General features: G+C 72.8%; 18 protein-coding genes, 1 pseudogene and 1 riboswitch. Of the genes and pseudogenes, 17 read left to right on the top strand and 2 right to left on the bottom strand.

Annotated elements, in window-relative coordinates:
* Positions 1-2: 2 nt before the first annotated feature.
* A complete protein-coding gene (locus FGG90_RS14830) occupies positions 3-1,406 on the bottom strand; it encodes an MFS transporter (protein ID WP_094126294.1) in 1,404 nt (467 codons plus the stop codon).
* A 172-nt stretch (positions 1,407-1,578) separates the two neighbouring features.
* On the opposite strand from FGG90_RS14830, the gene FGG90_RS14825 reads away from it, so the two are divergent.
* The 8 genes and pseudogenes from FGG90_RS14825 (at position 1,579) to FGG90_RS14790 (ending at position 10,010) form a co-directional block, all read left to right on the top strand.
* Positions 1,579-2,262: a DUF2848 domain-containing protein gene (locus FGG90_RS14825; RefSeq protein WP_094126295.1), complete on the top strand. Its 684-nt coding sequence runs from the start codon at positions 1,579-1,581 to the stop codon at positions 2,260-2,262.
* A 125-nt stretch (positions 2,263-2,387) separates the two neighbouring features.
* A pseudogene (purS, locus tag FGG90_RS16185) lies at positions 2,388-2,627 on the top strand (phosphoribosylformylglycinamidine synthase subunit PurS); the annotation flags it as partial.
* A 152-nt stretch (positions 2,628-2,779) separates the two neighbouring features.
* Positions 2,780-3,475 (top strand): phosphoribosylformylglycinamidine synthase subunit PurQ, encoded by a 696-nt coding sequence (gene purQ / locus FGG90_RS14815; RefSeq protein ID WP_094126297.1) that lies wholly within the window; start codon positions 2,780-2,782, stop codon positions 3,473-3,475.
* Positions 3,472-5,832, top strand: a complete 2,361-nt coding sequence (gene purL, locus FGG90_RS14810; protein ID WP_094126298.1) for a phosphoribosylformylglycinamidine synthase subunit PurL — start codon at positions 3,472-3,474, stop codon at positions 5,830-5,832. Before purQ ends, purL begins: the two co-directional genes overlap by 4 nt.
* Positions 5,833-5,834: 2 nt before the next feature.
* Positions 5,835-6,632, top strand: a complete 798-nt coding sequence (locus FGG90_RS14805) for a dienelactone hydrolase family protein (protein WP_237583458.1) — start codon at positions 5,835-5,837, stop codon at positions 6,630-6,632.
* Positions 6,633-6,882: 250 nt separating this feature from the next.
* Positions 6,883-7,935, top strand: a complete 1,053-nt coding sequence (locus tag FGG90_RS14800; protein WP_094126300.1) for an endonuclease/exonuclease/phosphatase family protein — start codon at positions 6,883-6,885, stop codon at positions 7,933-7,935.
* Between the two features lie 250 nt (positions 7,936-8,185).
* Entirely contained in the window at positions 8,186-8,884 is a 699-nt protein-coding gene (locus FGG90_RS14795; RefSeq protein WP_237583457.1) for an SGNH/GDSL hydrolase family protein, read from the top strand.
* A 91-nt stretch (positions 8,885-8,975) separates the two neighbouring features.
* Positions 8,976-10,010: an acyltransferase family protein gene (locus FGG90_RS14790; protein ID WP_094126302.1), complete on the top strand. Its 1,035-nt coding sequence runs from the start codon at positions 8,976-8,978 to the stop codon at positions 10,008-10,010.
* Positions 10,011-10,314: 304 nt separating this feature from the next.
* Here the strand turns inward: FGG90_RS14790 and FGG90_RS14785 are convergent, their stop codons facing one another.
* Entirely contained in the window at positions 10,315-12,477 is a 2,163-nt protein-coding gene (locus tag FGG90_RS14785; protein ID WP_237583456.1) for an acyltransferase family protein, read from the bottom strand.
* A gap of 367 nt (positions 12,478-12,844) precedes the next feature.
* Between FGG90_RS14785 and FGG90_RS14780 the strand changes: the two genes are divergently transcribed.
* From FGG90_RS14780 to FGG90_RS14740, 9 genes are all read left to right on the top strand, one after another.
* Entirely contained in the window at positions 12,845-14,215 is a 1,371-nt protein-coding gene (locus FGG90_RS14780) for a tyrosine-protein kinase domain-containing protein (RefSeq protein WP_237583455.1), read from the top strand.
* 9 nt (positions 14,216-14,224) lie between these two features.
* Complete coding sequence (locus tag FGG90_RS14775; RefSeq protein WP_094126305.1) at positions 14,225-14,944, top strand: arsenate reductase/protein-tyrosine-phosphatase family protein; 720 nt, start codon at positions 14,225-14,227, stop codon at positions 14,942-14,944.
* A gap of 88 nt (positions 14,945-15,032) precedes the next feature.
* Positions 15,033-16,508, top strand: a complete 1,476-nt coding sequence (locus FGG90_RS14770) for a sugar transferase (protein WP_094126306.1) — start codon at positions 15,033-15,035, stop codon at positions 16,506-16,508.
* Entirely contained in the window at positions 16,508-17,638 is a 1,131-nt protein-coding gene (locus FGG90_RS14765; RefSeq protein WP_094126307.1) for a glycosyltransferase, read from the top strand. The genes FGG90_RS14770 and FGG90_RS14765 overlap by 1 nt, the downstream gene beginning before the upstream one ends.
* Positions 17,638-18,684: a glycosyltransferase family 4 protein gene (locus FGG90_RS14760; protein WP_237583454.1), complete on the top strand. Its 1,047-nt coding sequence runs from the start codon at positions 17,638-17,640 to the stop codon at positions 18,682-18,684. The genes FGG90_RS14765 and FGG90_RS14760 overlap by 1 nt, the downstream gene beginning before the upstream one ends.
* A complete protein-coding gene (locus FGG90_RS14755; protein ID WP_094126308.1) occupies positions 18,681-19,871 on the top strand; it encodes a polysaccharide transporter in 1,191 nt (396 codons plus the stop codon). The genes FGG90_RS14760 and FGG90_RS14755 overlap by 4 nt, the downstream gene beginning before the upstream one ends.
* Entirely contained in the window at positions 19,868-20,917 is a 1,050-nt protein-coding gene (locus tag FGG90_RS14750; RefSeq protein ID WP_094126309.1) for a polysaccharide pyruvyl transferase family protein, read from the top strand. Before FGG90_RS14755 ends, FGG90_RS14750 begins: the two co-directional genes overlap by 4 nt.
* Positions 20,896-22,587 (top strand): O-antigen polymerase, encoded by a 1,692-nt coding sequence (locus FGG90_RS14745; protein ID WP_094126310.1) that lies wholly within the window; start codon positions 20,896-20,898, stop codon positions 22,585-22,587. The genes FGG90_RS14750 and FGG90_RS14745 overlap by 22 nt, the downstream gene beginning before the upstream one ends.
* The gene (locus tag FGG90_RS14740) at positions 22,584-22,928 is read left to right on the top strand and encodes a hypothetical protein (protein WP_237583453.1); all 345 of its coding nucleotides are present in this window, start codon (positions 22,584-22,586) and stop codon (positions 22,926-22,928) included. Before FGG90_RS14745 ends, FGG90_RS14740 begins: the two co-directional genes overlap by 4 nt.
* Before the next feature lie 349 nt (positions 22,929-23,277).
* Positions 23,278-23,351, top strand: a riboswitch (Fluoride riboswitch).
* The last annotated feature ends 60 nt before the right edge of the window (positions 23,352-23,411 follow it).

The following is a 23,411-nucleotide window of genomic DNA, read 5'->3' as shown; positions in this document are numbered from 1 at the left end:
CGTCAGACCCGCGGCGCCGCGACGCCCTCGGCGCCCGTGCGCACGTACTCCTCGTCCTCGGCCACGTCGGAGTCGCGGCCCATCGCGAGGCCCACGAGCGTGAGCACGACCGCGGCGGTGAGGTACAGCGCGATGCCGACCCAGCTGCCGGTCTCCTCGTAGATGATCGTGAACATCAGCGGCGCGATGGCCCCGCCGATCACGCCGGCGATCGTGTACGCGAGCGAGGCGCCCGTGTAGCGGAGCCGGGGCGAGAACTGCTCGATGATGTACGCCGCCTGCGGCCCGTACATAAAGGAGTGGAAGAACAGGCCGAGCACCATGCCCACGCCGAGCACGAAGGTCGACGAGCCGTCGGTGATCGCGAAGAACACGTACGCCCAGACGGCCGCGCCCACCGCGGCGGCCGCGTACAGCGCCCGGCGGTTGATCCGGTCGCTCACGGCGCCCGCGAACGGGATGGTGAACAGCTGCACCGCGGATCCGACGAGCACCGCCACGAGCACCTGGCTGCGCTCGAAGCCGAGCGAGTTCACGCCGTAGGTGAGGGTGAAGACGGTGAAGAGCGCGTAGAGCACGTCGGGGCCGACGCGGCTGAGGATCGCGGCCACGAGCGGACGGGCCTGCGTGCGGAAGATCTCCGAGATGGGCGCGCTCGGCCGGTCGCCGCGCTCCTGCAGCGCCTTGAACACGGGGGTGTCCTCGAGCTTCAGGCGGATCCAGAGGCCGAACGCCACGAGCAGCGCGGAGAGGAGGAAGGCCACGCGCCAGCCCCAGTCGAGGAAGTCGTCCTCGGTGAGCAGCACGGTGAGCAGCGCGAGCGCGCCGTTGGCGAGCAGGTTGCCGGCGGGCGGGCCGACCTGCGCGGCCGAGGACCAGAAGCCCCTCTTCCGCGGATCGCCGAACTCGCTCGAGAGCAGCACCGCGCCGCCCCACTCGCCGCCGACGCCCACGCCCTGCGCGAAGCGGAGGAGCACGAGGATGATCGGCGCCGCGAGCCCGATGGTCGCGTAGCCCGGCAGCACGCCGATGAGGAACGTCGCGATGCCGATGAGCAGCAGCGTGAGCACGAGGACGGGCTTCCGTCCGATCTTGTCGCCGAGCCGCCCGAACACGAACCCGCCGACGGGGCGCGACACGTAGCCGACCGCGTAGGTCGAGAACGCGAGGATCGTCGCCGTGTAGGGGTCGGACGCGGGGAAGAACACGACGGGGAACACGACGGCGCTGGCCGCCGAGTAGACGGCGAAGTCGTACCACTCGAGCGACGTGCCGGTGAGGCTCGCGGTGAAGGCCTTCACGAGCTCGCGGCGCGACGGCCTCGGGGTGTCGTGGGGCGCGCCGTTCGCGGGCGCGCCGGCTGCGGATGCGGTGGTCGCCGCAGCGGCGGTGGGGTCGTCGGCCATGGGTCTCCTCGGGTGCGGGACCGGGTGGGGAGTCGCCGCGGATCCGGCTGTCGGACCCGCCGGGCGTCCGGTCGGTGTGCTGTATACAGTAGGCATACCGGATGCCGGTGACCATGGCCAGGGCGACCGGATCCGCATTTCTTCACACGCTCGAAACACCACCGGAGGACCGATGACCACCCTGCGCTTCCAGCTGCCCGACGGATCCACCACGAGCGTCGAGGTCGTGTCGCTCCTCAACGCCGGCTACGCGGGCCGCGACCAGGCCGAGGTCCAGGCGCACATCGCGGAGCTCGCCGAGCTCGGCGTGCCCGGCCCCGAGGTGACGCCTGCGCTCTACCCGGTCGCGCCCTACCTCGCGTCGCAGGCGGACGCGGTGCCCGCGCAGCACGGCCGCACCTCCGGCGAGGCCGAGTGGGCGCTCGTGATCACCGACGACGACGTGCTGCTCACGGTCGCCTGCGACCACACCGACCGCGCCCTCGAGGTGCACGGCGTCGCGTGGAGCAAGAACGCGGGCCCGGACGTGCTGGGACGCAAGGCCTGGCGCCTCGCCGACGTGCGCGACCGCCTCGACGCGATCCGCCTGCGCGGCTGGGTCGGCGAGGAGGGCGCCGAGGAGCTCATCCAGGACTCCACGCTCGGCGCGCTCCTCACGCCCGACCACTGGCTCGAGGTGCTCGAGCGGCGCGGCCTGCGCGTCCCCGGCACGGTGCTGATCTCGGGCACGGTCGCGATGGTCCCGGGCGTCGACCAGTTCGCCTCGCGCTGGCGCGTGCAGCTCGAGGACCCCGCCACGGGCGAGACCATCGACGCCGCCTACCGGGTGGAGCTGCTGCCCGAGGCGATCGGCTGATCCCGGCCGCGACATCGCCGTCGGCCCGCCGCCCACCGCTGCCCGCCCGGGGAGCCGCCCGGCGGGCCGCGGCGGTCCGGTACGCTGAGCGCATCCACCCGCCTCCAGGAATCCGGAGTCCCATCGTGCCCACGATCGTCGTCGAAGTGATGCCCAAGGCCGAGCTGCTCGACCCCCAGGGGAAGGCCGTGGCCGGCGCCCTCGCCCGCCTCGGCAAGGACCGCTTCACCGGCGTCCGCATCGGCAAGCGCTTCGAGCTCACCGTCGAGGGCGAGGTGGACGACGCGCTGCTCGCCGACGTCCAGTCGCTCGCCGCCGACATGCTCTCCAACTCCGTCATCGAGGACGTCATCAGCGTCCACGTCGCCGGGCTCGACGGGTTCGGCATCTCGGCCGAGGCCGACATGGCCACCGGCAACGTCACCGACGACCACACGGTCGCCGACGGCGGCACGGCCGAAACCGACGTCGCCGCGCACCCGCTCCCCCACGGCTCGGCCGCGGCGGAGCAGCGCTGATGCGCGTCGGGGTCATCACCTTCCCGGGATCCCTCGACGACCGCGACGCCCAGCGCGCCGTCCGCCTCGCGGGCGCCACGCCAGTAGCGCTGTGGCACGGCGACCACGACCTCCAGGGCGTCGACGCGGTCGTGCTCCCCGGCGGCTTCAGCTACGGCGACTACATGCGCGCCGGCGCCATCGCGGCCTTCGCGCCGATCATGCGCGAGGTGGTGGACGCCGCCGAGCGCGGCGTGCCCGTGCTCGGCATCTGCAACGGCTTCCAGATGCTCACCGAGGCGCACCTGCTGCCCGGCGGGCTGATCCGCAACGAGGCCGGCAACTTCGTCTGCCGCGACCAGCGCCTCCGCGTCGAGGCCACCGGCACCGCGTGGACGAACGCCTTCACCGCGGGCGAGGAGATCACCATCCCGCTCAAGAACGGCGAGGGCGGCTTCATCGCCGACGCCGACACCCTCGACCGCCTCGAGGGCGAGGGCCGCGTGGCCTTCCGCTACCTGGGCGGCAACCCGAACGGATCCCTGCGCGACATCGCCGGGATCACCAACGCCCGCGGCAACGTCGTCGGCCTCATGCCCCACCCCGAGCACGCCGTCGAGGAGGGCTTCGGACCGGACACCCCGGCCGCCATGCGCTCCGGTGTCGACGGCCTCCGTCTCTTCACGTCCGTCCTCGAAGGAGTCCTCGCGCAGTGAGCGTCCACCCCGATCCCGCCTCCGTCCCCACCGACCCCGCGGGAGAGGGACGCAGCATCCGCCGCCACGTCGCCGACACCGTCGAGATGGCCGAGCGCACCCCCGAGAAGGAGCAGCCCTACGCGGCGCTCGGGCTCACCGAGGGCGAGTACCTGAAGATCAGGGAGATCCTCGGCCGCCGACCCACGAGCGGCGAGCTCGCCATGTACTCGGTCATGTGGAGCGAGCACTGCTCCTACAAGTCCTCGAAGAAGTACCTGCGCCAGTTCGGGCAGAAGGTGTCCGAGTCCATGAAGAAGGACCTCATGGTCGGCATGGGCGAGAACGCCGGCGTCGTCGACGTGGGCGAGGGCTGGGCCGTCACCTTCAAGATCGAGAGCCACAACCACCCCTCCTACATCGAGCCGTTCCAGGGCGCGGCCACGGGCGTCGGCGGCATCGTCCGCGACATCATCTCGATGGGCGCCCGCCCCGTCGCCGTCATGGACGCGCTGCGCTTCGGCGACATCGACGACCCCGACACCGCGCGCGTCGTGCACGGCGTGGTCTCCGGCATCAGCTTCTACGGCAACTGCCTGGGGCTGCCGAACATCGGCGGCGAGACCTACTTCGACCGCGTGTACCAGGGCAACCCGCTCGTCAACGCGCTCGCGGTCGGCGTGCTCCGCCACGAGGACCTCCACCTCGCCAACGCGCGCGGCGTCGGCAACAAGGTCGTGCTGTTCGGCGCCCGCACGGGCGGCGACGGCATCGGCGGCGCCTCCATCCTCGCGAGCGACACCTTCGCCGACGGCGGCCCCACCAAGCGCCCCGCGGTGCAGGTGGGCGACCCGTTCGCCGAGAAGGTGCTCATCGAGTGCTGCCTCGAGCTCTTCCGGGAGGACCTCGTCGAGGGCATCCAGGACCTGGGCGCCGCCGGCATCTCCTGCGCCACGAGCGAGCTCGCGTCCAACGGCGACGGCGGCATGCACATCCGGCTCGAGGAGGTGCTGCTGCGCGACCCGTCGCTCACGGCCGAGGAGATCCTCATGTCGGAGAGCCAGGAGCGCATGATGGCGGTGGTCAAGCCGGAGAAGCTCGAGGGCTTCCTCGCCGTGGTCCGCAAGTGGGACGTCGAGACGAGCGTGCTCGGCGAGGTCACCGACACCGGCCGCCTCGTCATCGACCACCACGGCGAGCGCATCGTCGACGTCGAGCCGCGCACGGTCGCGGTCGACGGCCCCGTCTACGACCGCCCCGTCTCCTACCCCACGTGGATCGACGCCCTCCAGGCCGACTCCGCGTCGCGCCTCGCGCGCCCCACCGCGCCCGACGACATCCGCGACCAGTTCCTGCAGCTCCTCGGCAGCCCGAACCTGGCCGACGCGTCGTGGATCACCGACCAGTACGACCGCTACGTCATGGGCAACACGGCCCTGTCGTTCCCCGACGACGCCGGCATGGTCCGCGTCGACGAGGAGAGCGGCCTCGGCTTCTCGGTCGCGACCGACGCGAACGGCCGCTTCTGCCAGCTCGACCCGTACCAGGGCGCGCAGCTCGCCCTCGCGGAGGCGTACCGCAACGTCGCCGCGTCCGGCGCCACGCCCGTCGCCGTGAGCGACTGCCTCAACTTCGGCAGCCCCGAGGACCCCGAGGTCATGTGGCAGTTCAGCCGCACGGTCGAGGGCCTCGCCGACGGCTGCCTGGAGCTCGAGATCCCCGTCACGGGCGGCAACGTCTCCCTCTACAACCAGACGGGCACGCAGGCCATCCACCCCACGCCCGTCGTGGGCGTGCTCGGCGTGATCGACGACGTCGCGCGCCGCATCCCGTCCGGCTGGCAGGACGAGGGCGACAACATCTACCTCCTCGGCGTCACGCGCGAGGAGCTCGATGGATCCGCCTGGGCCGGCACCGTGCACGACCACCTCGGCGGCGTCCCGCCCGTGGTCGACCTCCGCGCCGAGAGGGAGCTCGCCTCCCTCATCGCCGCCGGCGCCACGCAGTCGCTCGTCGCGAGCGCGCACGACCTCTCGGACGGCGGCCTCGGCCAGGCGCTCGCGGAGTCCGTCATGCGCTTCGGCGTCGGCGCCCGCGTCTGGCTCGACGGCATCGTCCAGCGCGACGGCGTCGATGCGGCGACCGCCCTCTTCTCGGAGTCCACCGGCCGGATGCTCGTCACGGTCCCCCGCGAGGACGACGTCAAGTTCCAGGGTCTCTGCGAGGGGCGCGGCTACCCCGTGCTCCGCATCGGGGTGACGGACGCGCAGGCGCCCGGCCTCGAGCTGCAGGGCCTGTTCACCCTGTCGGTCGAGGAGCTGCGCGGGATCCACCGCGCCACGCTCCCCGCCCGCTTCGGCACCGCCGTGGAGGCATGAGCATGACCGATCCCGCATCGACCCCCGTCTGGTCGCCGTCCCTCGCCGAGCTCACCGAGCGCGTGCCGCTGCCCGCGGGCGCCGACATCCAGATGGGCCCGGTGCTGTACGAGCACGCGGGCACCGAGCTCGAGGGCCTGCTCGCCCGCGACGCGTCGCAGGGCGGCCGCCGCCCGGCCGTGCTCGTGATCCACGACTGGTTCGGCGTCGGCGGGCACGTGGCCGCCAGGATCCAGATGCTCGCGCGCCTCGGCTACGTCGCCTTCGCGGCCGACGTCTACGGCCGCGACGTGCGCCCCGGCCCCGAGGAGGCCGGCCAGGTCGCCGGGTCCTACTACGCCGACCTGCCGCTCATGCGCGCCCGCGTGCAGGCCGGCATCGACCGGCTCGCCGCCGAGCCCGACGTCGACCCGTCGCGCATCGCCGTCATGGGCTACTGCTTCGGCGGCAGCGCCTCGCTCGAGGTCGCCCGCGCGGGCGCCGAGATCAAGGCCGCCATCTCCCTGCACGGCAGCCTCGTGGTGCACGACCCGGCCGACGTCGCCGACGTGAAGGCCGCGATCCTCGTCCTCACCGGCGCGGACGACCCGCTGGTCCCCGACGAGAAGGTCGCCGCGTTCCAGGACGAGATGCGCACGCGTCCCGCGATCGACTGGCAGGTCGTCAGCTACAGCGGCGCGATGCACGCGTTCTCCGTGCCCGGCGTCGACTCGCCCGAGCACGGCGCGCAGTACCAGGATCGCGCCGAGCGCCGCTCGTGGCGCGCGCTCACGGACTTCCTCGCGGAGCACCTGGGCTGACCCGCCTCCCCGCGTCGATCCGCGCGCCGCCGGCACCCGCCGGCGGCGCGCGCGTCTGCCAGCGGACCATGCGCCGCCTGGCGGAACCCTCCGCGCCGGACCGACACGCCGCATCCGGGTTGCCATCCCCGCACCCCTCGCGTAGACCTGTCCGTGCAGTTCACGCATCCGCCATGTGCCGTTGGTGCCCCGCAGGGGCGCGCACGCGCAGGCTGATCATGCGAGACACGTGCGACCCGAGGAGATCTCCATGATGGCCAGCGGCGGATCCAGCCGACGCGACCTGTTCGACGGCGCCGGATCATCGGATCCGGGCATCGGACGCCCCACCCGCGGTTCCGGCACGGCGCTCCTCGAGCGGCCGCGCGCGGACGAGACGACCACCACCACGGACGGCCCGGACGGCACCGCGGAGGCCGACCCCCCTCCGTCTCGCCCGGCGGCAGCGGCTCCCGTCGCTCCCGCCCCGCCCCAGCAGGCGACCATCGGCTCGGCCGAGGGCGACCTCGTGCACGTCATGACCTGCAACATCCGCCTGGCCCGCCCCTCCACCGAGCCCGGCGATCCCGACCACTGGGCCGACCGCGAGCCCGTGCTCGCCCGCTTCCTCCAGCTCGAGCAGCCCACCGTCCTCGGCGTGCAGGAGGCCCTCTCGGCCCAGCTGCCCGCCATCGCCCGGGCGCTCCCCCACCACCGCATGCTGGGCTACGGCCGCGACGGCGGATCCGGCGGCGAGTACAGCGCGATCTTCTACGACGAGCGCCGCCTCGACGTCGTCGCGTGGGACCAGTTCTGGCTGTCCGACCTGCCCGAGCTCATCGGCTCGCGCTCGTGGGGCTGCAGCACCACCCGCATCGCGACGTGGGCGCGCTTCCGCGACCGCCGCAGCGGCGCCGAGTTCGTGCACCTCAACACGCACCTCGACCACGAGTCGGAGCTCGCCCGCGTGAAGAGCGCCGACCTCATCACCGAGCGGCTGCAGGAGGTCGCCTCGGGCGCCCCGGTCGTCGTCACGGGCGACTTCAACGCGCCGGCCGAGGAGTCCGCGGCGTACGACATCCTCACGCGCGACGCCGGCCTCGCCGACACGTGGACCACCGCGGCGCACCACGCGACGCCCGGCATCGGCACCTTCACGGCGTACGGCGCTCCCGTGCCCGAGGGCGAGCGCATCGACTGGATCCTCGCGGGTCGCGGCGTCGAGGTGGTCGACTCGGCCATCAACCCGTACACGTACGAGGGTCGCTCCCCCTCCGACCACGCCGCCGTGCAGGCGCTGGTCCGGCTCGCGCAGACCGCCTGACCCGCACGCCCCCGGGCCCCGCCGCGTGACGCACGCGGCGGGGCCCTCGCGCGTCCCCGCTCCGCCGCACGCCGCGCCGCCCTCGCGCGTCGCCGCTCCGCCGCTCGCCGCCGCGCCGCCGGGGCTCCGGAAACCCCATGCCACAATGGTTTCCGAGCGGCCCCGTGATCGCAGCGGCTGACGGGGTCACCGGCTCGCCGCTGCCGCGGACCCCTCCACGATCGGATGAACACCTATGCCCGCACGTCGCATGGCCCGGGGCGCAGTCGGCGCCCTCGCCGCCGTCCTCCTGCTCGCCGGGTGCACCAGCGGCCCGCAGCCCGCGCCCACCGGCACCGACGGGGCGCCCGCCCCCGACGCGTCCGCCACGACGGCGCCCGAGGACATGACCCGCATCGTCGTCATGGGCGACTCGAACACCAACGGCTTCGTCGGCACGCTGCCGCAGGGCATCGACCAGGGCATGGCCTACGTCGACTACGTCGTGGGCGACCCGCTGACGTACGCGGGCGGCTGGGGCACCGACGGCGCCACGAGCACGGTCATGGCCGCGAACACGCCGACCGTCGAGGACGTCGACGTGGCGCTCATCATGATCGGCACGAACAACCGCATCGCCGGGGTGCCGGACACGCAGCTCGACGCCGACATCATCCAGACGGTCGAGAAGCTCGCGCCGAAGGAGACCGTGATCCTCGGCATCCCGCCGCAGAACGCCTCGCCCGAGACGCCGCCCGAGGTCAACGCGCACCTGGAGCAGTTCGCCGACGCGCAGGGGTACCACTTCTTCAACCCGTGGAAGAACCTCACGAACAAGGACATGAAGTGGCGGAGCGAGTTCTTCCGCGACGGGATCCACACGAACATGACGGGCTACAAGCTGATGGGCGCGGAGGTGCGCCGGTTCGTGCGCGTCGAGGTCCTCGACGACCCCGCCGCCCAGAAGTAGGGGCATCCCCGGGCCCGCCCGCCGCCGGGGCGGCCGTTAGGGTCGAACCGGTGCGTCCGACGCGTCGTGCCCGCACCAGAGGAGAGCCCGCGTGACCAGCACCGTGACAGTGAAGAGCGAGACCGGTCGCAAGATCGAGTTCCTCGAGGCGGTCCGCGGCGTCGCGTCGTTCATCGTGGTGCTGCAGCACCTCATCGCCGCGGAGTACCCGGCGTTCGAGACGTTCAGCCGCGAGTGGGTGGACGCCGGGCGCGTGGGCGTCGTCGCGTTCTTCCTCGTCAGCGGCTACGTGATCCCGCTCAGCCTCCAGCGCCAGGACACCCGCACGTTCCTCGTGCGCCGCGTCTACCGGCTCTTCCCGCTCTACTGGCTCGTGCTCGGGCTGATGATGCTGTGGGTCGCGACCACGGGCGAGGGCGAGCTCGGCGGGCCCCTCACCATCATGGCGAACGTGCTCATGGTGCAGGGCGCCGTGGGCATCATGACGATCGTGCCGACGGCCTGGACCCTCGGCATCGAGCTGATCTTCTACGGGCAGAGCCTCGTCGCGAAGCTCGTCGGCCGCCTCGACCGCAGCGTCGTGATGGGCTACGTCTGGCTCGCGGGCTTCGTCGCGGCCGCGGTCGCCGGTCGGGTGCTCGAGCGCGAGCTGCCGTGGACGCTGCCGCTGCTGCTGTACACGGCCTCGCTCGGACACGCGATCCACCTGCGCGACCGCGACGGGTCCACCGCCTGGAAGGGCCTCCTCGTCGCCGGCGTCGTGGGCGTGCCCCTCTTCACGTACCTCAATGGCGGGCAGGACGCCACGTGGCCGCCCTTCGACTACGCCGTCTCGTTCCTCCTCGGCCTCGGCCTGTTCTTCGCGTTCTACGCCTCGCGGCAGGCGGCGCACTCGCGCGTGCTGATCTGGCTCGGCGCGATCTCCTACGCCGCGTACCTCCTGCACCCGCTCGCCTACCGGGTGATGCGCGCGGTCGACGTCCCCGAGGGCATCGTCCGCGTCGTCGCCGCCATCGCGCTCACGCTCGTGGCCTCCTGGCTCGTGCACCGCTTCGTGGAGGTGCCCTTCATCGGCGTCGCCCGGCGCTTGACGAGGCGCTCGGCCGCGAAGGGGCCGCGGCACTGATCCCCGGCCGGCCTGCCTGACGGGTCGGCGTGGGCCTCCGCCGGCCGACCGGGGCGCACCCGCGGGCGCGGACGCCGCCGCGGTCGCGGCTCCGCTCGCCAGCCCGCATGAGCGCGTGCCCGCCGGCGGTCGTGCGCTCCCGCCCGCCCGCCGGAGCAGGCGACGACCGCGGCTCGCCCGGGCCGCCGGGGGGCCTGGCGGGGGTCCCGGCGGCCGATCACCGACGAGCGCCCGCGCGCACGACGACGGGCGCCCCTCCCGGAGGAGGAGCGCCCGTCGTGGCGTGCGGTGGGGCGGGTGCCGGTCAGCCGGCCGCGGGGGCCGGGGCGGCGAGCTGCGAGAGCACGTCCGACATGATCGGCGCGAGCGCCTGCGACTGGCGGGCCGTGAGGTGCGACGTGTCGCCGCGCACGGGGATCCCGTCCACGAACGCCGGGCAGCTGCCCTGGCTGCAGAACCAGCCCTGCGTGTTGATGAACTGCACGGGCGCCCCGACCTCCTCGGCCGCCGCCGCCATGGTGCGGGCGTGGCTGACGAAGGACGGCGAGACCTCGGAGCGGCAGTCGTTCGGCGAGCTCGTCGGCGTCTTGCACTCGACGAGGGCCGTGGCTGCCGGCGGGCGGGACAGGACGATGACGTTCGTCGCGGCCGTCTTCAGCGCGTTCATGGTGGTGAGCGCGCCGGCCTGCCACTCCCGGTCGGCGGCGCCGCCCGTGGCCTTGCTCGACAGGTAGGAGTTGTCGACCGACTCGCTCATGAGGACGAGCGCCGGCTTCGTGGCGTTCATCTCGCCGAGCGCCCAGGTGCGGAAGTCGCCGCACTCGGTGTACTCGGATCCGTCGGTGTCGGTGCTCGTGACGGTGGAGGCAGGGCAGCGGGCCATCGTGAGCACGCGCACCTTCCACTCGTCGCCGAGCGTGGTGCGGAGCATGGGCGCGTAGCTGACGGCGAGCGAGTCGCCGAAGATGACGGCCGTCTTGTCGGGACCCGCCGCGGCGTTGCCGTAGACGCAGTGCTCGGCGTTCTTGATCGCGTCCTTGTCCTTCGCGAGGTCGCCGCCCAGGCAGCCGTCCTTCGCCCACTCGGGCGCGATGACGTCGCGGCCGAAGTTGCCGAACGACTCGACGGCGGGATCCAGCGCCGGCCACTCGTCGGCCGCGAGGGCCGCCGTGATCTGCTCGGCGCGGGTCGCGAGCGCGGTGCCGGTGGCCTCGACGGGGGCGGCGGTGCCGCCCGTGCTGGGCGTTCCGCTGCCGAGCTGGCTCTGGCCGGCGGGCTCGTCGCGGACGACCGCGACCGCCACGACGCCGACCACGGCGACCGCGACGACGGACAGGGCCGCGACGGTCATCTTCAGCTGCACGGCCGAGGAGCGGCGTCCGGCCTTCTTCGGGTCGAGCCAGCTGGAGCGGCGGATCGGGTCCTCGACGAGGTGGAAGGAGGCGACGGCGAGCACGAGCGTCGCGCCGATCGCGGCCGCGTAGTAGACGGTGCGGTCGCGGATCACGGAGTCGAGCAGGATGATCGCCGGGAAGTGCCAGAGGTACAGCGAGAACGACAGCCGGCCGATGTAGGTGGTGACCGGGTTCGTGATGGGCGCCATGGCCTTCGACACCCCGCCGATGCCCGAGGCGATGACGAGGGCCGTCGCGACGACCGGCAGCAGGCCGGACGGCACCGGGAAGGCGAGGTCGCCCGCGATGACGAAGAACGAGACGACGATGCCGGCGAGGCCGACGTAGCCGAGCACCGGGCGGATGGAGGCCGGCATGGTCGCGATGCGGGCCGCGAAGATCGCGAGCAGCGCGCCGATGCCGAGCTCCCACGCACGGGAGAAGGTGGAGAAGTACGCGACCGTCGGGCGGGCCGAGGTCTCGTAGAAGCCCCATGCCAGCGAGGCGACGATGAGGACGCCGACGGTGATGCCGATCGTCCGTGTGAAGAGGCGGGCGCGCTTGACGCGGTTCTTGGGCGTGCGGCGCCGGGCGAACGCGATCACCAGGAAGATCAGCACCGGCCACACGAGGTAGAACTGCTCCTCGACCGAGAGCGACCAGTAGTGGCGGAACGGCGAGATGGGGCCGTCGGACGCGAAGTAGTCGGTGCCGGCGCTCGCGAAGTGCCAGTTGGAGACGAAGAGGGCGGACCAGACGGCGTCCCAGAGGCTGGCCTGCGCGCGGATCACGTTGAAGACGAGGAACGACGCGGCGGTCGTCACCACGAGCACGAGGAGCGCGGCCGGCATGATGCGGCGGACGCGGCGCTTGTAGAAGTCGAGGAACGAGATGCTCTTGGTGCGCTCGTACTCCTTCAGCAGGAGCCCGGTGATGAGGAATCCGCTGATGACGAAGAAGACGTCGACGCCGACGAAGCCGCCGGAGGGCCAGTCGAAGAGGTGGTCGACGATGACGGCGACGACCGCGAGGGCGCGCAGGCCCTCGACGTCCGGGCGGAATCCGCGGTTCACCGTGGCGGGCGAATCCCCCTCAGGTGGCGGGTTCTTGTCACTCGGAGCGGAGCGGAGCTCCGACGGGTCTGGGAGCGCGGGCGTACCCCGGCGAAATGTCTGCGAGCTCATGGCCCAGGTCCCTACTCACTCGTGTACCGCCGTGCAGCACTGCTGTAGCTGCGACCATAACAGGGCGTCAAGAGGCCTACCATGCCCCGGACGGGGGCGTTCCGAGCTGCCTGCGGCCCTCGTGAGCTGTGTGATGATAGACAGCCGAGGCTGTGGATATCCCACGTATGCGGACACTCCGCGCCTGGCAGTTTTTGGGGAAGGGTTCTACATCATGGCGCTCCGTGACTTCATTCGGATGCTGCGGAGGGGCGCGGTGCTGATCATCCTGACGCTCCTGGTGGGCGTCGGCGCAGCCGCGGCCTTCTCCCTCCTCCAGACCCCCGAGTACGAGGCCTCGACGAAGATGTACGTCGCCCAGAGCAGCTCGGGCAGCGTGCAGGACCTCCAGCAGGGCAACAACTTCATCACCCAGGCGGTGAAGAGCTACGCCGACGTCGTCACGACCCGCGCCGTGCTCCAGCCGGTCATCGACCAGTTCGACCTCGACATGACGTCGCGCGAGCTGGCCGAGACGGTCCGCGCCGCGGCCCCGCTCGACACGACGATCATCGACATCACGGTGAAGAACGAGTCCCGCCAGGACGCGGCCACGCTGGCCGACGCCATCGGCGCGAGCCTCACCACCGTCGTCGGCCAGCTCGTGCCCGAGACGATCGAGGGCACCCCGCAGGTGCAGATCACGCAGCTCGAGCAGGCGGAGATCCCCGAGTCGCCGTCGTCGCCGAACCTGCCCGTCAACATCATCGTCGGCGCGATCATCGGCCTCCTCATCGGCGTGGGCGTCAGCCTCCTCCGCGAGACGCTCGACAACCGCATCCGCGGGGAGCGCGACGTCGAGCTCGTCACGACCAAGCCCATCCTCGGCGGCATCGCGTACGACCCGAAGGCCACCGAGCGCCCGCTCATCGTGCAGGACGACCCGCGGAGCCCCCGCGCCGAGTCCTTCCGCAGCCTCCGCACGAACCTCCAGTTCCTGGAGTTCGGCGGCCGCTCGCGCAGCTTCGTCATCACCTCCTCCATCCAGGGCGAGGGCAAGTCGACCACCAGCTCGAACCTCGCGCTGGCCCTGGCCGACTCCGGCATCAAGGTCGTCCTCATCGACGCCGACCTCCGCCGCCCGCGCCTGGCCTCCTACATGGGCCTCGAGGGCGCCGTGGGCCTCACCGACATCCTCATCGGCCGCGCCGAGATCGAGGACGTCATCCAGCCCTGGGGCTCGGGCATGCTCTCGATCCTCCCCGCCGGCCAGATCCCGCCGAACCCCTCCGAGCTCCTCGGCTCGCAGGGCATGGCCCGCCTGCTGCAGGACCTCGAGGCGCGCTACGACGTGGTGCTCATCGATGCCCCGCCGCTCCTGCCCGTCACGGACGCCGCGATCCTGTCCAAGAACGCCGGCGGCGCCATCGTCGTCGTCGCCGCGGGCCGCACGCACCGCACCCAGCTGAAGAGCGCCATCGCCAACCTCACGAACGTGGGCGCGGACGTGCTCGGCCTCGTCATCACCATGCTCCCCACCAAGGGCCCGGACGCGTACGGCTACGGCCACTACGGCTACGGGTACGGGTACACGGAGGACGAGGACGGCACGAAGACCAAGGCGCCCATCGAGAAGATCAAGGCGTAGCTCCCCTCCATGTCGGAACTCCCCCCCACGAGCCGCAGGGCCGCACGCGCGGCCCTCGGCGACGCATCCTCCGAGGGCGTCGACGACGGCTCGTTCCGCGTCCTGTTCGTCTGCTCGGGCAACATCTGCCGATCCGCGCTCGCCGAGCAGGTGCTCCGGGCGCGCGTCCGGGCCATCTTCGGCGGCCACGCCGCCGAGGCCGACTCGGTCGTCCGCTTCTCCAGCGCCGGCACCATCGCGGCCGAGGGCCAGCGGATGCCCGAGCAGGCGGCCGAGCTCTCCGTCCGCTACGGCGGCGACCCGAGCGAGCACCAGGCGCGGTTCCTCACGCCCGGCATCATCCAGGGCGTCGACCTCGTGCTGACGATGGCGCGCGAGCACCGGAGCGCCGTCGTGCGCGCGGTGCCCCGCGCCAACCGCTTCACGTTCACGATCCGCGAGTTCGCGGCGCTGTTCGAGCACCTCGTGGAGGTCTCGGGCGACGAGAAGCACATCGCCTGCGACGGGGACGTGCCGGCGCAGCTGCGGGACCTCATCCCGCTCGTCGCGGCGCAGCGGGGCGTGACCCTGCCGCCCGCGCACGAGGACGACTACGACGTGGTCGACCCGTACCGCCGTTCCCAGGCCACCTACGACGCCTCGGGCGAGCAGGCCGGCGGGGCCATCGAGTCGATCCTCGAGTCGGTGCGCGCCGTCACCCGCACCGCCGCGCCGCGCCTCCGGGGCTGACCCGACCGCCCATCGCCCACGGGAGCGCCCGCCGCTCCCTCCAGCCGCCATCGGCCCCCTGTCGGGAGCCGCCTCACCCGGGGGAACTGTGGACACGCACCAGACACGACGCACGGACGAGGCCCAGGAGGGCTCGCGCTGGCGCGTCGTCTACGCCCGGCGCCTCGCGCTGAGCGACGCGATCGTCATCGTCCTGACGACCTTCGGCGTGCAGTTCCTGTGGTTCGGCACGACGGCGGGCACGGTCGACCTCGGCGCCAACGCGCAGGGCGTCGCCGTGACCTACACGATGGTCTCCGTCGTGCTGATCGCCGCCTGGCTCTTCGTGCTCACCGTCTACAGCACGCGCGACTACCGCATCGTCGGCACGGGCACGCAGGAGTACAAGCAGGTCGCGGACGCGACGCTGCGGCTCTTCGGGATCATCGCCATCGTCGCCTTCCTCGTGAAGATCGACCTGGCGCGCGGCTACATCGTCACCGGCCTGCCGCTCGGCCTCGTGCTCCTGCTGCTGTCCCGCGCGCTCTGGCGCGTGTGGCTGTCGGCGCAGCGCCGCCGCGGGGAGTTCTCCTCGCTGATCCTCCTGGTCGGCTCGCTGGAGAGCGCCACGCACACCGCGACCACGCTCGCCCGCGCGCCCTCCGCCGGGTACCGCGTGGTGGGCGCCTGCCTCACGGGCGACGCGCGGCCGTCGCGGCTCCCGGGACTCGACGTGCCCGTGCTCGGCGACGCCGACGACGCGCTCGCGACCCTCGACCGGCTCGGCGCCGACACGCTCGTGCTCACCTCGAGCGACGAGCTGCCGCCCGAGCGGATCCGCGAGCTCAGCTGGTCGCTCGAGCCCGGCCGCCACCACCTCGTCATGGCGCCCGGCCTCACCGACATCGGCGGCCCGCGCATCCACACCCGCCCGGTGGCCGGCCTGCCGCTGATCCACGTGGAGACGCCGCGCTTCGAGGGCCGGAAGCTGCTGTCGAAGCGGCTGTTCGACATCGTCGTCTCCGGCATCACGCTCATCGTGCTCAGCCCGGTGTTCCTCATCCTCGCGATCCTCATCAAGGCCACGAGCGCGGGCGACGTCTTCTACAAGCAGGAGCGCATCGGCCTGAACGGCGAGCCGTTCCACATGCTCAAGTTCCGCTCCATGCGGATGAACGCCGACGCCGAGCTGTTCGCGCTGCTGGAGCAGCAGGGCACGGCGGACACCCCGCTGTTCAAGGTGACGGACGACCCGCGCATCACGAAGGTGGGCGGCGTGCTCCGCCGCTACTCGCTCGACGAGCTGCCGCAGTTCCTCAACGTGCTGCTGGGATCCATGAGCCTCATCGGCCCGCGCCCGCAGCGCGAGGGCGAGGTCGCGCTATACGACAGCGCCGCGCGCCGCCGCCTGCTCATCAAGCCCGGCATGTCGGGCCTCTGGCAGGTCTCCGGCCGCTCCTCGCTCTCGTGGGAGGACGCCATCCGGCTCGACCTCTACTACGTGGAGAACTGGTCGCTCACGGGCGACATCATCATCCTCGCGCGCACGTTCAAGGCCGTCTTCGGCGCGGACGGGGCCGTCTGATGGCGGGGCTGCTGGTCCAGGAGTGGATCGAGAGGTCGGGCGGATCCGAGAAGGTGTTCGACGCGTTCGCGCACGCCTTCCCCGACGCCGACCTCTTCACGCTCTGGAACGACGACCCGGGCCGCTTCGGCGACCGCCCGGTGCGGGAGAGCTGGATCGCGCGCACGCCGCTGCGGAAGCGCAAGCCCCTCGCGCTGCCGTTCATGCCGCTCACCTGGAGCTCGGTCGACCTCGACGCGTACGAGTGGACGCTCGCGAGCTCGCACCTGTTCGCGCACCACCTCGGGCACGGCGCCGGATCCGCGCGGAAGCACGTCTACGTGCACAGCCCCGCGCGCTACCTCTGGACGCCCGACCTCGACCAGCGCGGCGCGAACCCGCTCGTGAAGGCCGCCGCTCCCCCGCTCCGCGCCCTCGACCGCCGGCGCGCGCGCTCGTCGCACGCCGAGTTCGCCGCGAACAGCGCGTTCGTGCAGGCGCGCGTGCGGACGGCGTGGGACGTGGACGCGCAGGTGATCCACCCGCCCGTCGACGCGACCGCGATCCGCGCGACCGCCTCGTGGGAGGCGACGCTCACCGGATCCGACGCCGCGACCGCCGCGTCGCTGCCCGACGGGTTCCTCCTCGGCGCGAGCCGCTTCGTGCCGTACAAGCAGCTCGACCTGGTGATCCGCGCGGGGGAGGCCGCCGGCGTGCCCGTCGTGCTCGCCGGATCCGGGCCGCTGGCCGAGGAGCTGCGCGCGCGGGCCGCCGCGGCCACCGTGCCGGTCACGATCGTCCCGCGCCCGAGCGACGCGCTCCTCTACACGCTCTACCAGCGCTGCCTCGCGTACGTGTTCCCCGCGGTCGAGGACTTCGGGATCATGCCGGTCGAGGCGATGGCCGCCGGCGCGCGCGTGCTCGTCAGCGACGTGGGCGGCGCGACCGAGAGCGTCGTCGACGGCGTCACGGGCGTGCACGTGCACGACTGGGCCGGATCCGGCCTCGCCGACGCCGTGGCCCGCGCCGCCGCGCTCGACCCGGCCGCGAGCGTCCGCCGCTCCGCCGACTTCGACGTGTCCGTCTTCGAGCGCCGCATCGCCTCCTGGGTCCGCCACGACGGCGCCCGGCTCGACGGGACGGCCGCCTGATGCGCCGGCTCGTCGTCAACGAGGCCTACGCGGGGCAGCGGATCACCGGCCAGCAGCGCTACGCCGTCGAGATCGCGAAGGCCCTCGAGGGCAAGGAGGGCGTCACGCGCGCCACGCCCGCGGCGCGCACCGCGTCGTCCGGCGCCCGCAGCTGGCTCTGGGTGCAGACGACCCTGCCGTGGCTGACGCGCCAGGACGTGCTCCTGTCGCTCACGAGCCGCGCGCCCCTCGTGCACCGCCGCCACATCGTCGTCGTGCACGACCTGTTCGTGCTCACGAACCCCGAGTGGTACAGCCGCGAGTACGTCGTCACGCACGTGCCGCTGCTGAAGGCGAACCTGCGGGACGCGCGCGTCATCGTCTGCGTGAGCGAGCCCGTCGCCGAGCAGGTGCGCCAGCTCGGCCTCTCCAGCGCGCCCGTCGTGGTCGCGCCCAACGCGCCGAGCCCCGTGTTCGGCGAGCCGCGCGGCGCCGAGGAGCGCGCTCGCGTGCTCGCGAAGCACGGCGTGACCGACGGCGGGTACCTCCTCGCGGTCGGCAGCATGGATCCGCGCAAGAACCTCCAGCGCCTGTCCGAGGCCTACCTCGCGCTGCCCGCGGAGACCCGGGCCGCCGCCCCCCTCGTGCTCGTGGGCGCCAAGAGCGCCGTCTTCGGCGACGTCGACCTGGCCGAGTCCGACGACATCAAGCTGGCCGGCTACGTGACCGACGACGAGCTCGCCGTGCTCTACGCGGCCTCGCGCGGCGTCGTGTTCCCGAGCCTCGCGGAGGGCTTCGGCCTGCCGCTCGTGGAGGCGATGGTCGCGGGCGCGCGCCTGGCCGTCTCCGACATCCCCGTCTTCCACTGGATCTGCGGCGACGACGCCACCTACTTCTCCCCCGCCGACACGTCCGCCGTCACCGACGCGCTCGCCCGCCTCGCCGCCGCGCCGCCGCTCGACGAGGAGGAGGCCGCGCGCATCCGCCGCGCCGTCATGTGCCGCTTCGACTGGCGCACCTCCGCGCAGACCGTCCACGACGCCTACCAGAGCATCGGGACCCGATGATCCGTCGTCTCGCGCTGCTGCTCCCCACGGGCGCGGCCGGGCTCACGCGCGTGCTGCAGCTGGTGCTGCTCGTGGTGCTCGCGAACCTGTCGGACGGGTCGGCGGAGAGCGCGCTCGTCACCGGGTTCGCGCTGCTCAGCTCGTTCGCGATCATCACCGACTCGGGCGCGGCCAACTTCCTGCTGTCGCTGCCGCGCGCGCGGCTCACCCGGGGCGTGCACGCGCGGGCGGTCGGCTTCCACGCGGCGCTCGGGTCCCTCGGCGCCGCGATCGCGGTGGTCCTCACGGTCGCCGCCGCGTCGTCCATCCCCGGCGAGGCCGTCCTGCTGCTGGTGGCGCTCGGCGTCAGCCAGGTGCTCGACTCCCTCACCCGCACGATCCGCGCGCCGCTGCTCGTCGGCCGCCGCGACGCGTCCTACGCGTTCCCCGACCTCGCGCTCGTGGTGCTGAAGGCCGTGCCGCTCGCGATCGCCGTGCTCGTGCCCGAGGTGCTCGTGCTGCTGGCCTTCCCGCTCGTGTCGCTCGTCGTCACCGCGGGCACGTGGATCGCCGTCCGCCGCGGGCTGCCGACCACGGGCGACCAGCCCGTGCGCGTCTTCCCGCAGATCCTGGAGTTCGGGCTCTCGGGATCGCTCAGCGCCCTCTACTCGCAGGCGCCGCTCGTGCTCGGCACGGCGATCCTCGGGGTCGACGCGGTCGTGCCGCTCGCCCTCGCCTACCGCGTGGTGCAGCCGCTCGAGGTGCTGCCGGCCACGCTCTCGCAGCAGCTGATCCCGCGCATCCGCACCGCCGGCCGCCCCGCGCGCGCCTACTGGTGGCGGTTCGCGCTCGGCGGCCTCGTGCTCGCCGGGATCATCGCGCTGATCCGCGAGCCCGTCGAGCGGGTCTTCGGCGGCGCCGCGTTCGACCAGGTCGTGTTCCTCGTGATCCTGCTCTCGGTCGCCCCGAAGTTCGGCAACTACGCGCTCATGGCGTACGCGATGGGCTCCGGCCTCGTCCGCGTGCGGCTCGTCGCGACCGTCGTCACGGGCGTCGTCGCCGTGGCCCTCACGCTCGCGGCCGCGCTCACCGCCGGCCCCGCCCTCCTCGCCGGCGTCACGCTCGCCAGCGAGCTCGTCCTGAGCGCCGCCATCGCCGTGCTCCTCATCCGCACCCGCACCCGCACCCGCAGGAAGGAGGACGCATGAGGATCCTCATCGTCTCCGCCGACCGCACGCTCGCGTCCGGCCACCCGCAGAACCTCGGCGACGCCTTCCTCACCGACGCCCTCTCCGAGCGCCTCCGCCGCGCCGGCCACGAGACCGTGGTCGCCGACTTCGGGCAGACCGCCCGGCGCGACTCCACGGAGGAGCGCGCCCGCGTGGGCGGCGTCCGCGGCCTCGCGGACCTCGTGCGCCAGGTCGACGCGGTCGTCGTCGGCGGCGGCACGCTCCTCGCCGACGACCAGCCGGACCGGCCGTTCGCCGGGCTGCCGCGCCTCATGGCCGTGACGGGCCTCATCGCCCGCACCAGCCGCACGCCGCTCGCGGTGTTCGGCGTGGGCGCGGATCCCGTGACCCGCCGCCGCGCGCGCCTCGCCCTCCGCTCCGGCCTCGACGCCGCCCGCGTCTGGACCCGCGACCCCGCGTCGGCCGGCCGCGCCGCGGGCTACTCGCGGGCCCCGGTCGAGGTGGCCGCCGACGTCAGCCTCTTCGCCGCCCCCGAGCTCGCCCGGATGGCCGCCCCCGCCGCCGACCGCCGCGGCGCCGTCGTCGCGCTCAACGCGACGCACTCCCCCCAGGTCACGCTCGCGGACGTCGCCGCCCTCGAGGAGCGCTTCGGCGAGGTCGCCTTCGTCTCGATGGACCAGGGCGACGACTCCGACGCGGGCGCGCTGCACCCCGAGGTCCGCGCGCGGCTCGTCACCGAGCCCGGCGACCACGGCTGGCGCCGCGCGGCCGAGCTGATGGCCGGTCGCGAGGTCGTCATCGCCTCTCGCATGCACGCCATGTACCTCGGTACGATGCTGACGACGCCCGTGGTGGCCGTCGGCGGAGCCACCAAGGTCGGGGCGTTCGTGACCGAGTTCCAGATCCCGTCGGAGGCATCCTTCGACCAGGCGGTCCGCACCGCCGTCACCGGTCCGGCCGACGCCGGCACCGCATCCACCACGGCGACGGCCCTCGTCGCAGCCACCGCCCGCCTGGACGCGGCATTCGAGGAGATGACTTCATGGGTCCGACGTACCGCCTAGCGACCCCGGCGGTCTTCGCGGCCGCCGTGGTGCTCACCGTCCTCGCCGCGCTCGGCGGCGTGGCCCTGCTCGGCAACGAGCTCTCCTACCCGTTCATGATCGCGGTCCTCGCGATCCTGCTGGTGGGCGTGCTCGTGAAGGAGACCGTCTCCAACGGGGACCCGATCACCCCGGGCGGCATCGTCGCCTTCACGGGCCTGCTGCTGTTCGTGCTGCGCCCGCTCACGGTCGCCAACAGCATGGAGACGAGCCCCGGCGCCATCGCCGACACGCGCTTCTTCTCCCCCACGCTGCAGCTCGCCGCGAGCTCCGCCCTCATCGAGGCGCTGATCTTCTTCTCGGCGTTCTTCGTCGTCTACTACTACACGGTGGCCCGCGAGGCCCGCCGCATCGCCCGCGGCGGCGAGGACGCCAAGTCCCTGCAGGACAACGCCCTCGCGGGCGGCCCCGCCTTCGTCGACCCCGACACGCAGGTGCGCTGGCAGCGCGTGTTCAACACGTCGGTCTCGCAGGCCATCGTGGTGATCTCCTCGGTCGTGGCCCTCGGCCTCCTCGTGTACCTGGTGCTCTCCTCCGGCGGCATCCAGGCGTACACGACGGGCCTCGCCAACCGGAGCGACTTCCTCTCCGGCAAGTCGTTCATCGGCCTCTCCTACATCCCCGTGCAGATCGCGATCGTCTACAACGTGCTCGCACGCCGACAGAAGGGCCTCGAGGGCTGGAACTGGGTCAACCTGGTCGCCGTGCTGGTGCTCGTGGTCTGCGCCGGGTCCGCCGGCGGCCGCGGACCGCTCATCATCGGCGTGTTCCTGCCGTTCCTGATCCTCAAGCAGGTCGGTCCGAAGCCGTTCCGCTTCCGCACCATCGCCCTCATCGGCGGCGTGACGGCCGTGGTCGCGATGGTCTACTCGATCGTCATCCGCGAGTCCACGTTCGACAACGGCCGCTCGCTCGACCGCCTCACGCAGGACCCGATCGGCGTGCTCCTCGACCGCCTCACCAGCGGCATCGAGACCCGCCCGTTCGACGTGCTCATCCGCCTCAACGAGGTCGCGTCGCTGCCCGACTTCGTCTACCAGTGGGGCGCCACCTACGCGGCCGTGCCGGCCTGGTTCGTCCCGCGCGGGCTCTGGGAGGACAAGCCGTTCGGCGGCGGCAACACGTGGTTCACGTCCACCTACGTGCCCCGGTTCTACGGCGTCAACCGCGTCGAGACGAGCCTGTCGGCCATCGGCGAGGCGTTCTCGAACTTCGGCATCCCCGGGGTGGTCGCCGTCGGCGCGCTCCTCGGGCTCGTGGCCGGCCTCTTCATCCGCGCGCGCATGCGCCGCCGCGGCGTGCTGGGCGGCGCCATCGCGGTCGTCGTGACCCCGTACCTCTTCTCCCTCATCCGCGGCGACGCGTACCAGGGCATGTCGACGAGCATCGCGTCGCTCGTGATCCTCGTGCTCTTCTTCTGGTTCTCCACCACGCGGAAGCAGGTGACCGGACCCGTGAGCGCCCCCGAGCCGCTGCCGGACGAGACGGCGTCGGCCGCCGAGCGCGAGCGCGCCCTCGTCGGCGCGGGCGTCGCCGCGGGCGCCGGCGTGGCCGAGCCCCGGCCGGCGGTCGGCAACGGCCGCGCGTTCCCCGCCGGCCGCCCGGCCGTGACCTGGGACCGCGACCGATGACGGGCCCCGAGATCACCGGCGACCCCGCCGAGGGCGCCGACCGCCGGGACCGCACGGCCCGCGCCGGCCGCGCGGATCGCGGCGACCGCGCCGACCGGCCGCGCCGCCCGCTGTGGAAGCGCAAGCGCCTGTGGATCCCCGTGGGCGTCGTCGTCCTGGCGGTCGTCGGCGTCGGCGTCTCGGCCGCGCTGATCCTGCCCCGCGTCGACACCGTGCAGAGCGAGCTCCGCGCCGCCCTGCCGCTCTCCGACCAGGTGTGTGACTTTCGCCGCTTAGTGGCGTCTGATCTTGATCAATCGATGGCGGCCCGGGCTGCGGTGGAGTGCCAGCGACACCCTTAGCCCGCGGCCTACTTCCCCGCCGTCAAGCTGCCGCGTGAGCGCGCGCGCGTGCCGCTGCGGTGCCTAACCGAATGCTGCTGCCCAAGCGCACGTCCGGCACCAACGGGTGGATGAGCCTCTGGGGCAGCAACGGTCGGGAAGTACGTCCTCGCCGCTCTCATGTTCGCCGGCCGCGTCGGTCCGATCGGGCTAGCGTCGGCCCTGGCCATCCGACGGCGGACCCTCCTCTACGAGTGGCCGGCGGATCGCCCCGTCATCGGGTAGCCCGCACCGACGCTGGCGTTCCCGGACCCTTCGCTGTCCCACGGGCCGAGGGGTGGCACACGATTCGATGTGCGGCGCGGGCTACACTCGCGGCGGCGATGGATCCCGCCAGGACGACCCGTCCGAACCGCACCGCTTGCTGATGGTTCCTATCCCACCCGTACGGGTGGTCGCTTGCGGTGCCATCGGTCCTGAGGCGATCACCTGCGCATCGACGCA

It is taken from the genome of Clavibacter michiganensis subsp. tessellarius, assembly GCF_021922985.1.
Classification (GTDB): domain Bacteria; phylum Actinomycetota; class Actinomycetes; order Actinomycetales; family Microbacteriaceae; genus Clavibacter; species Clavibacter tessellarius.
This window is presented reverse-complemented; position numbering and strand designations above follow the sequence as displayed.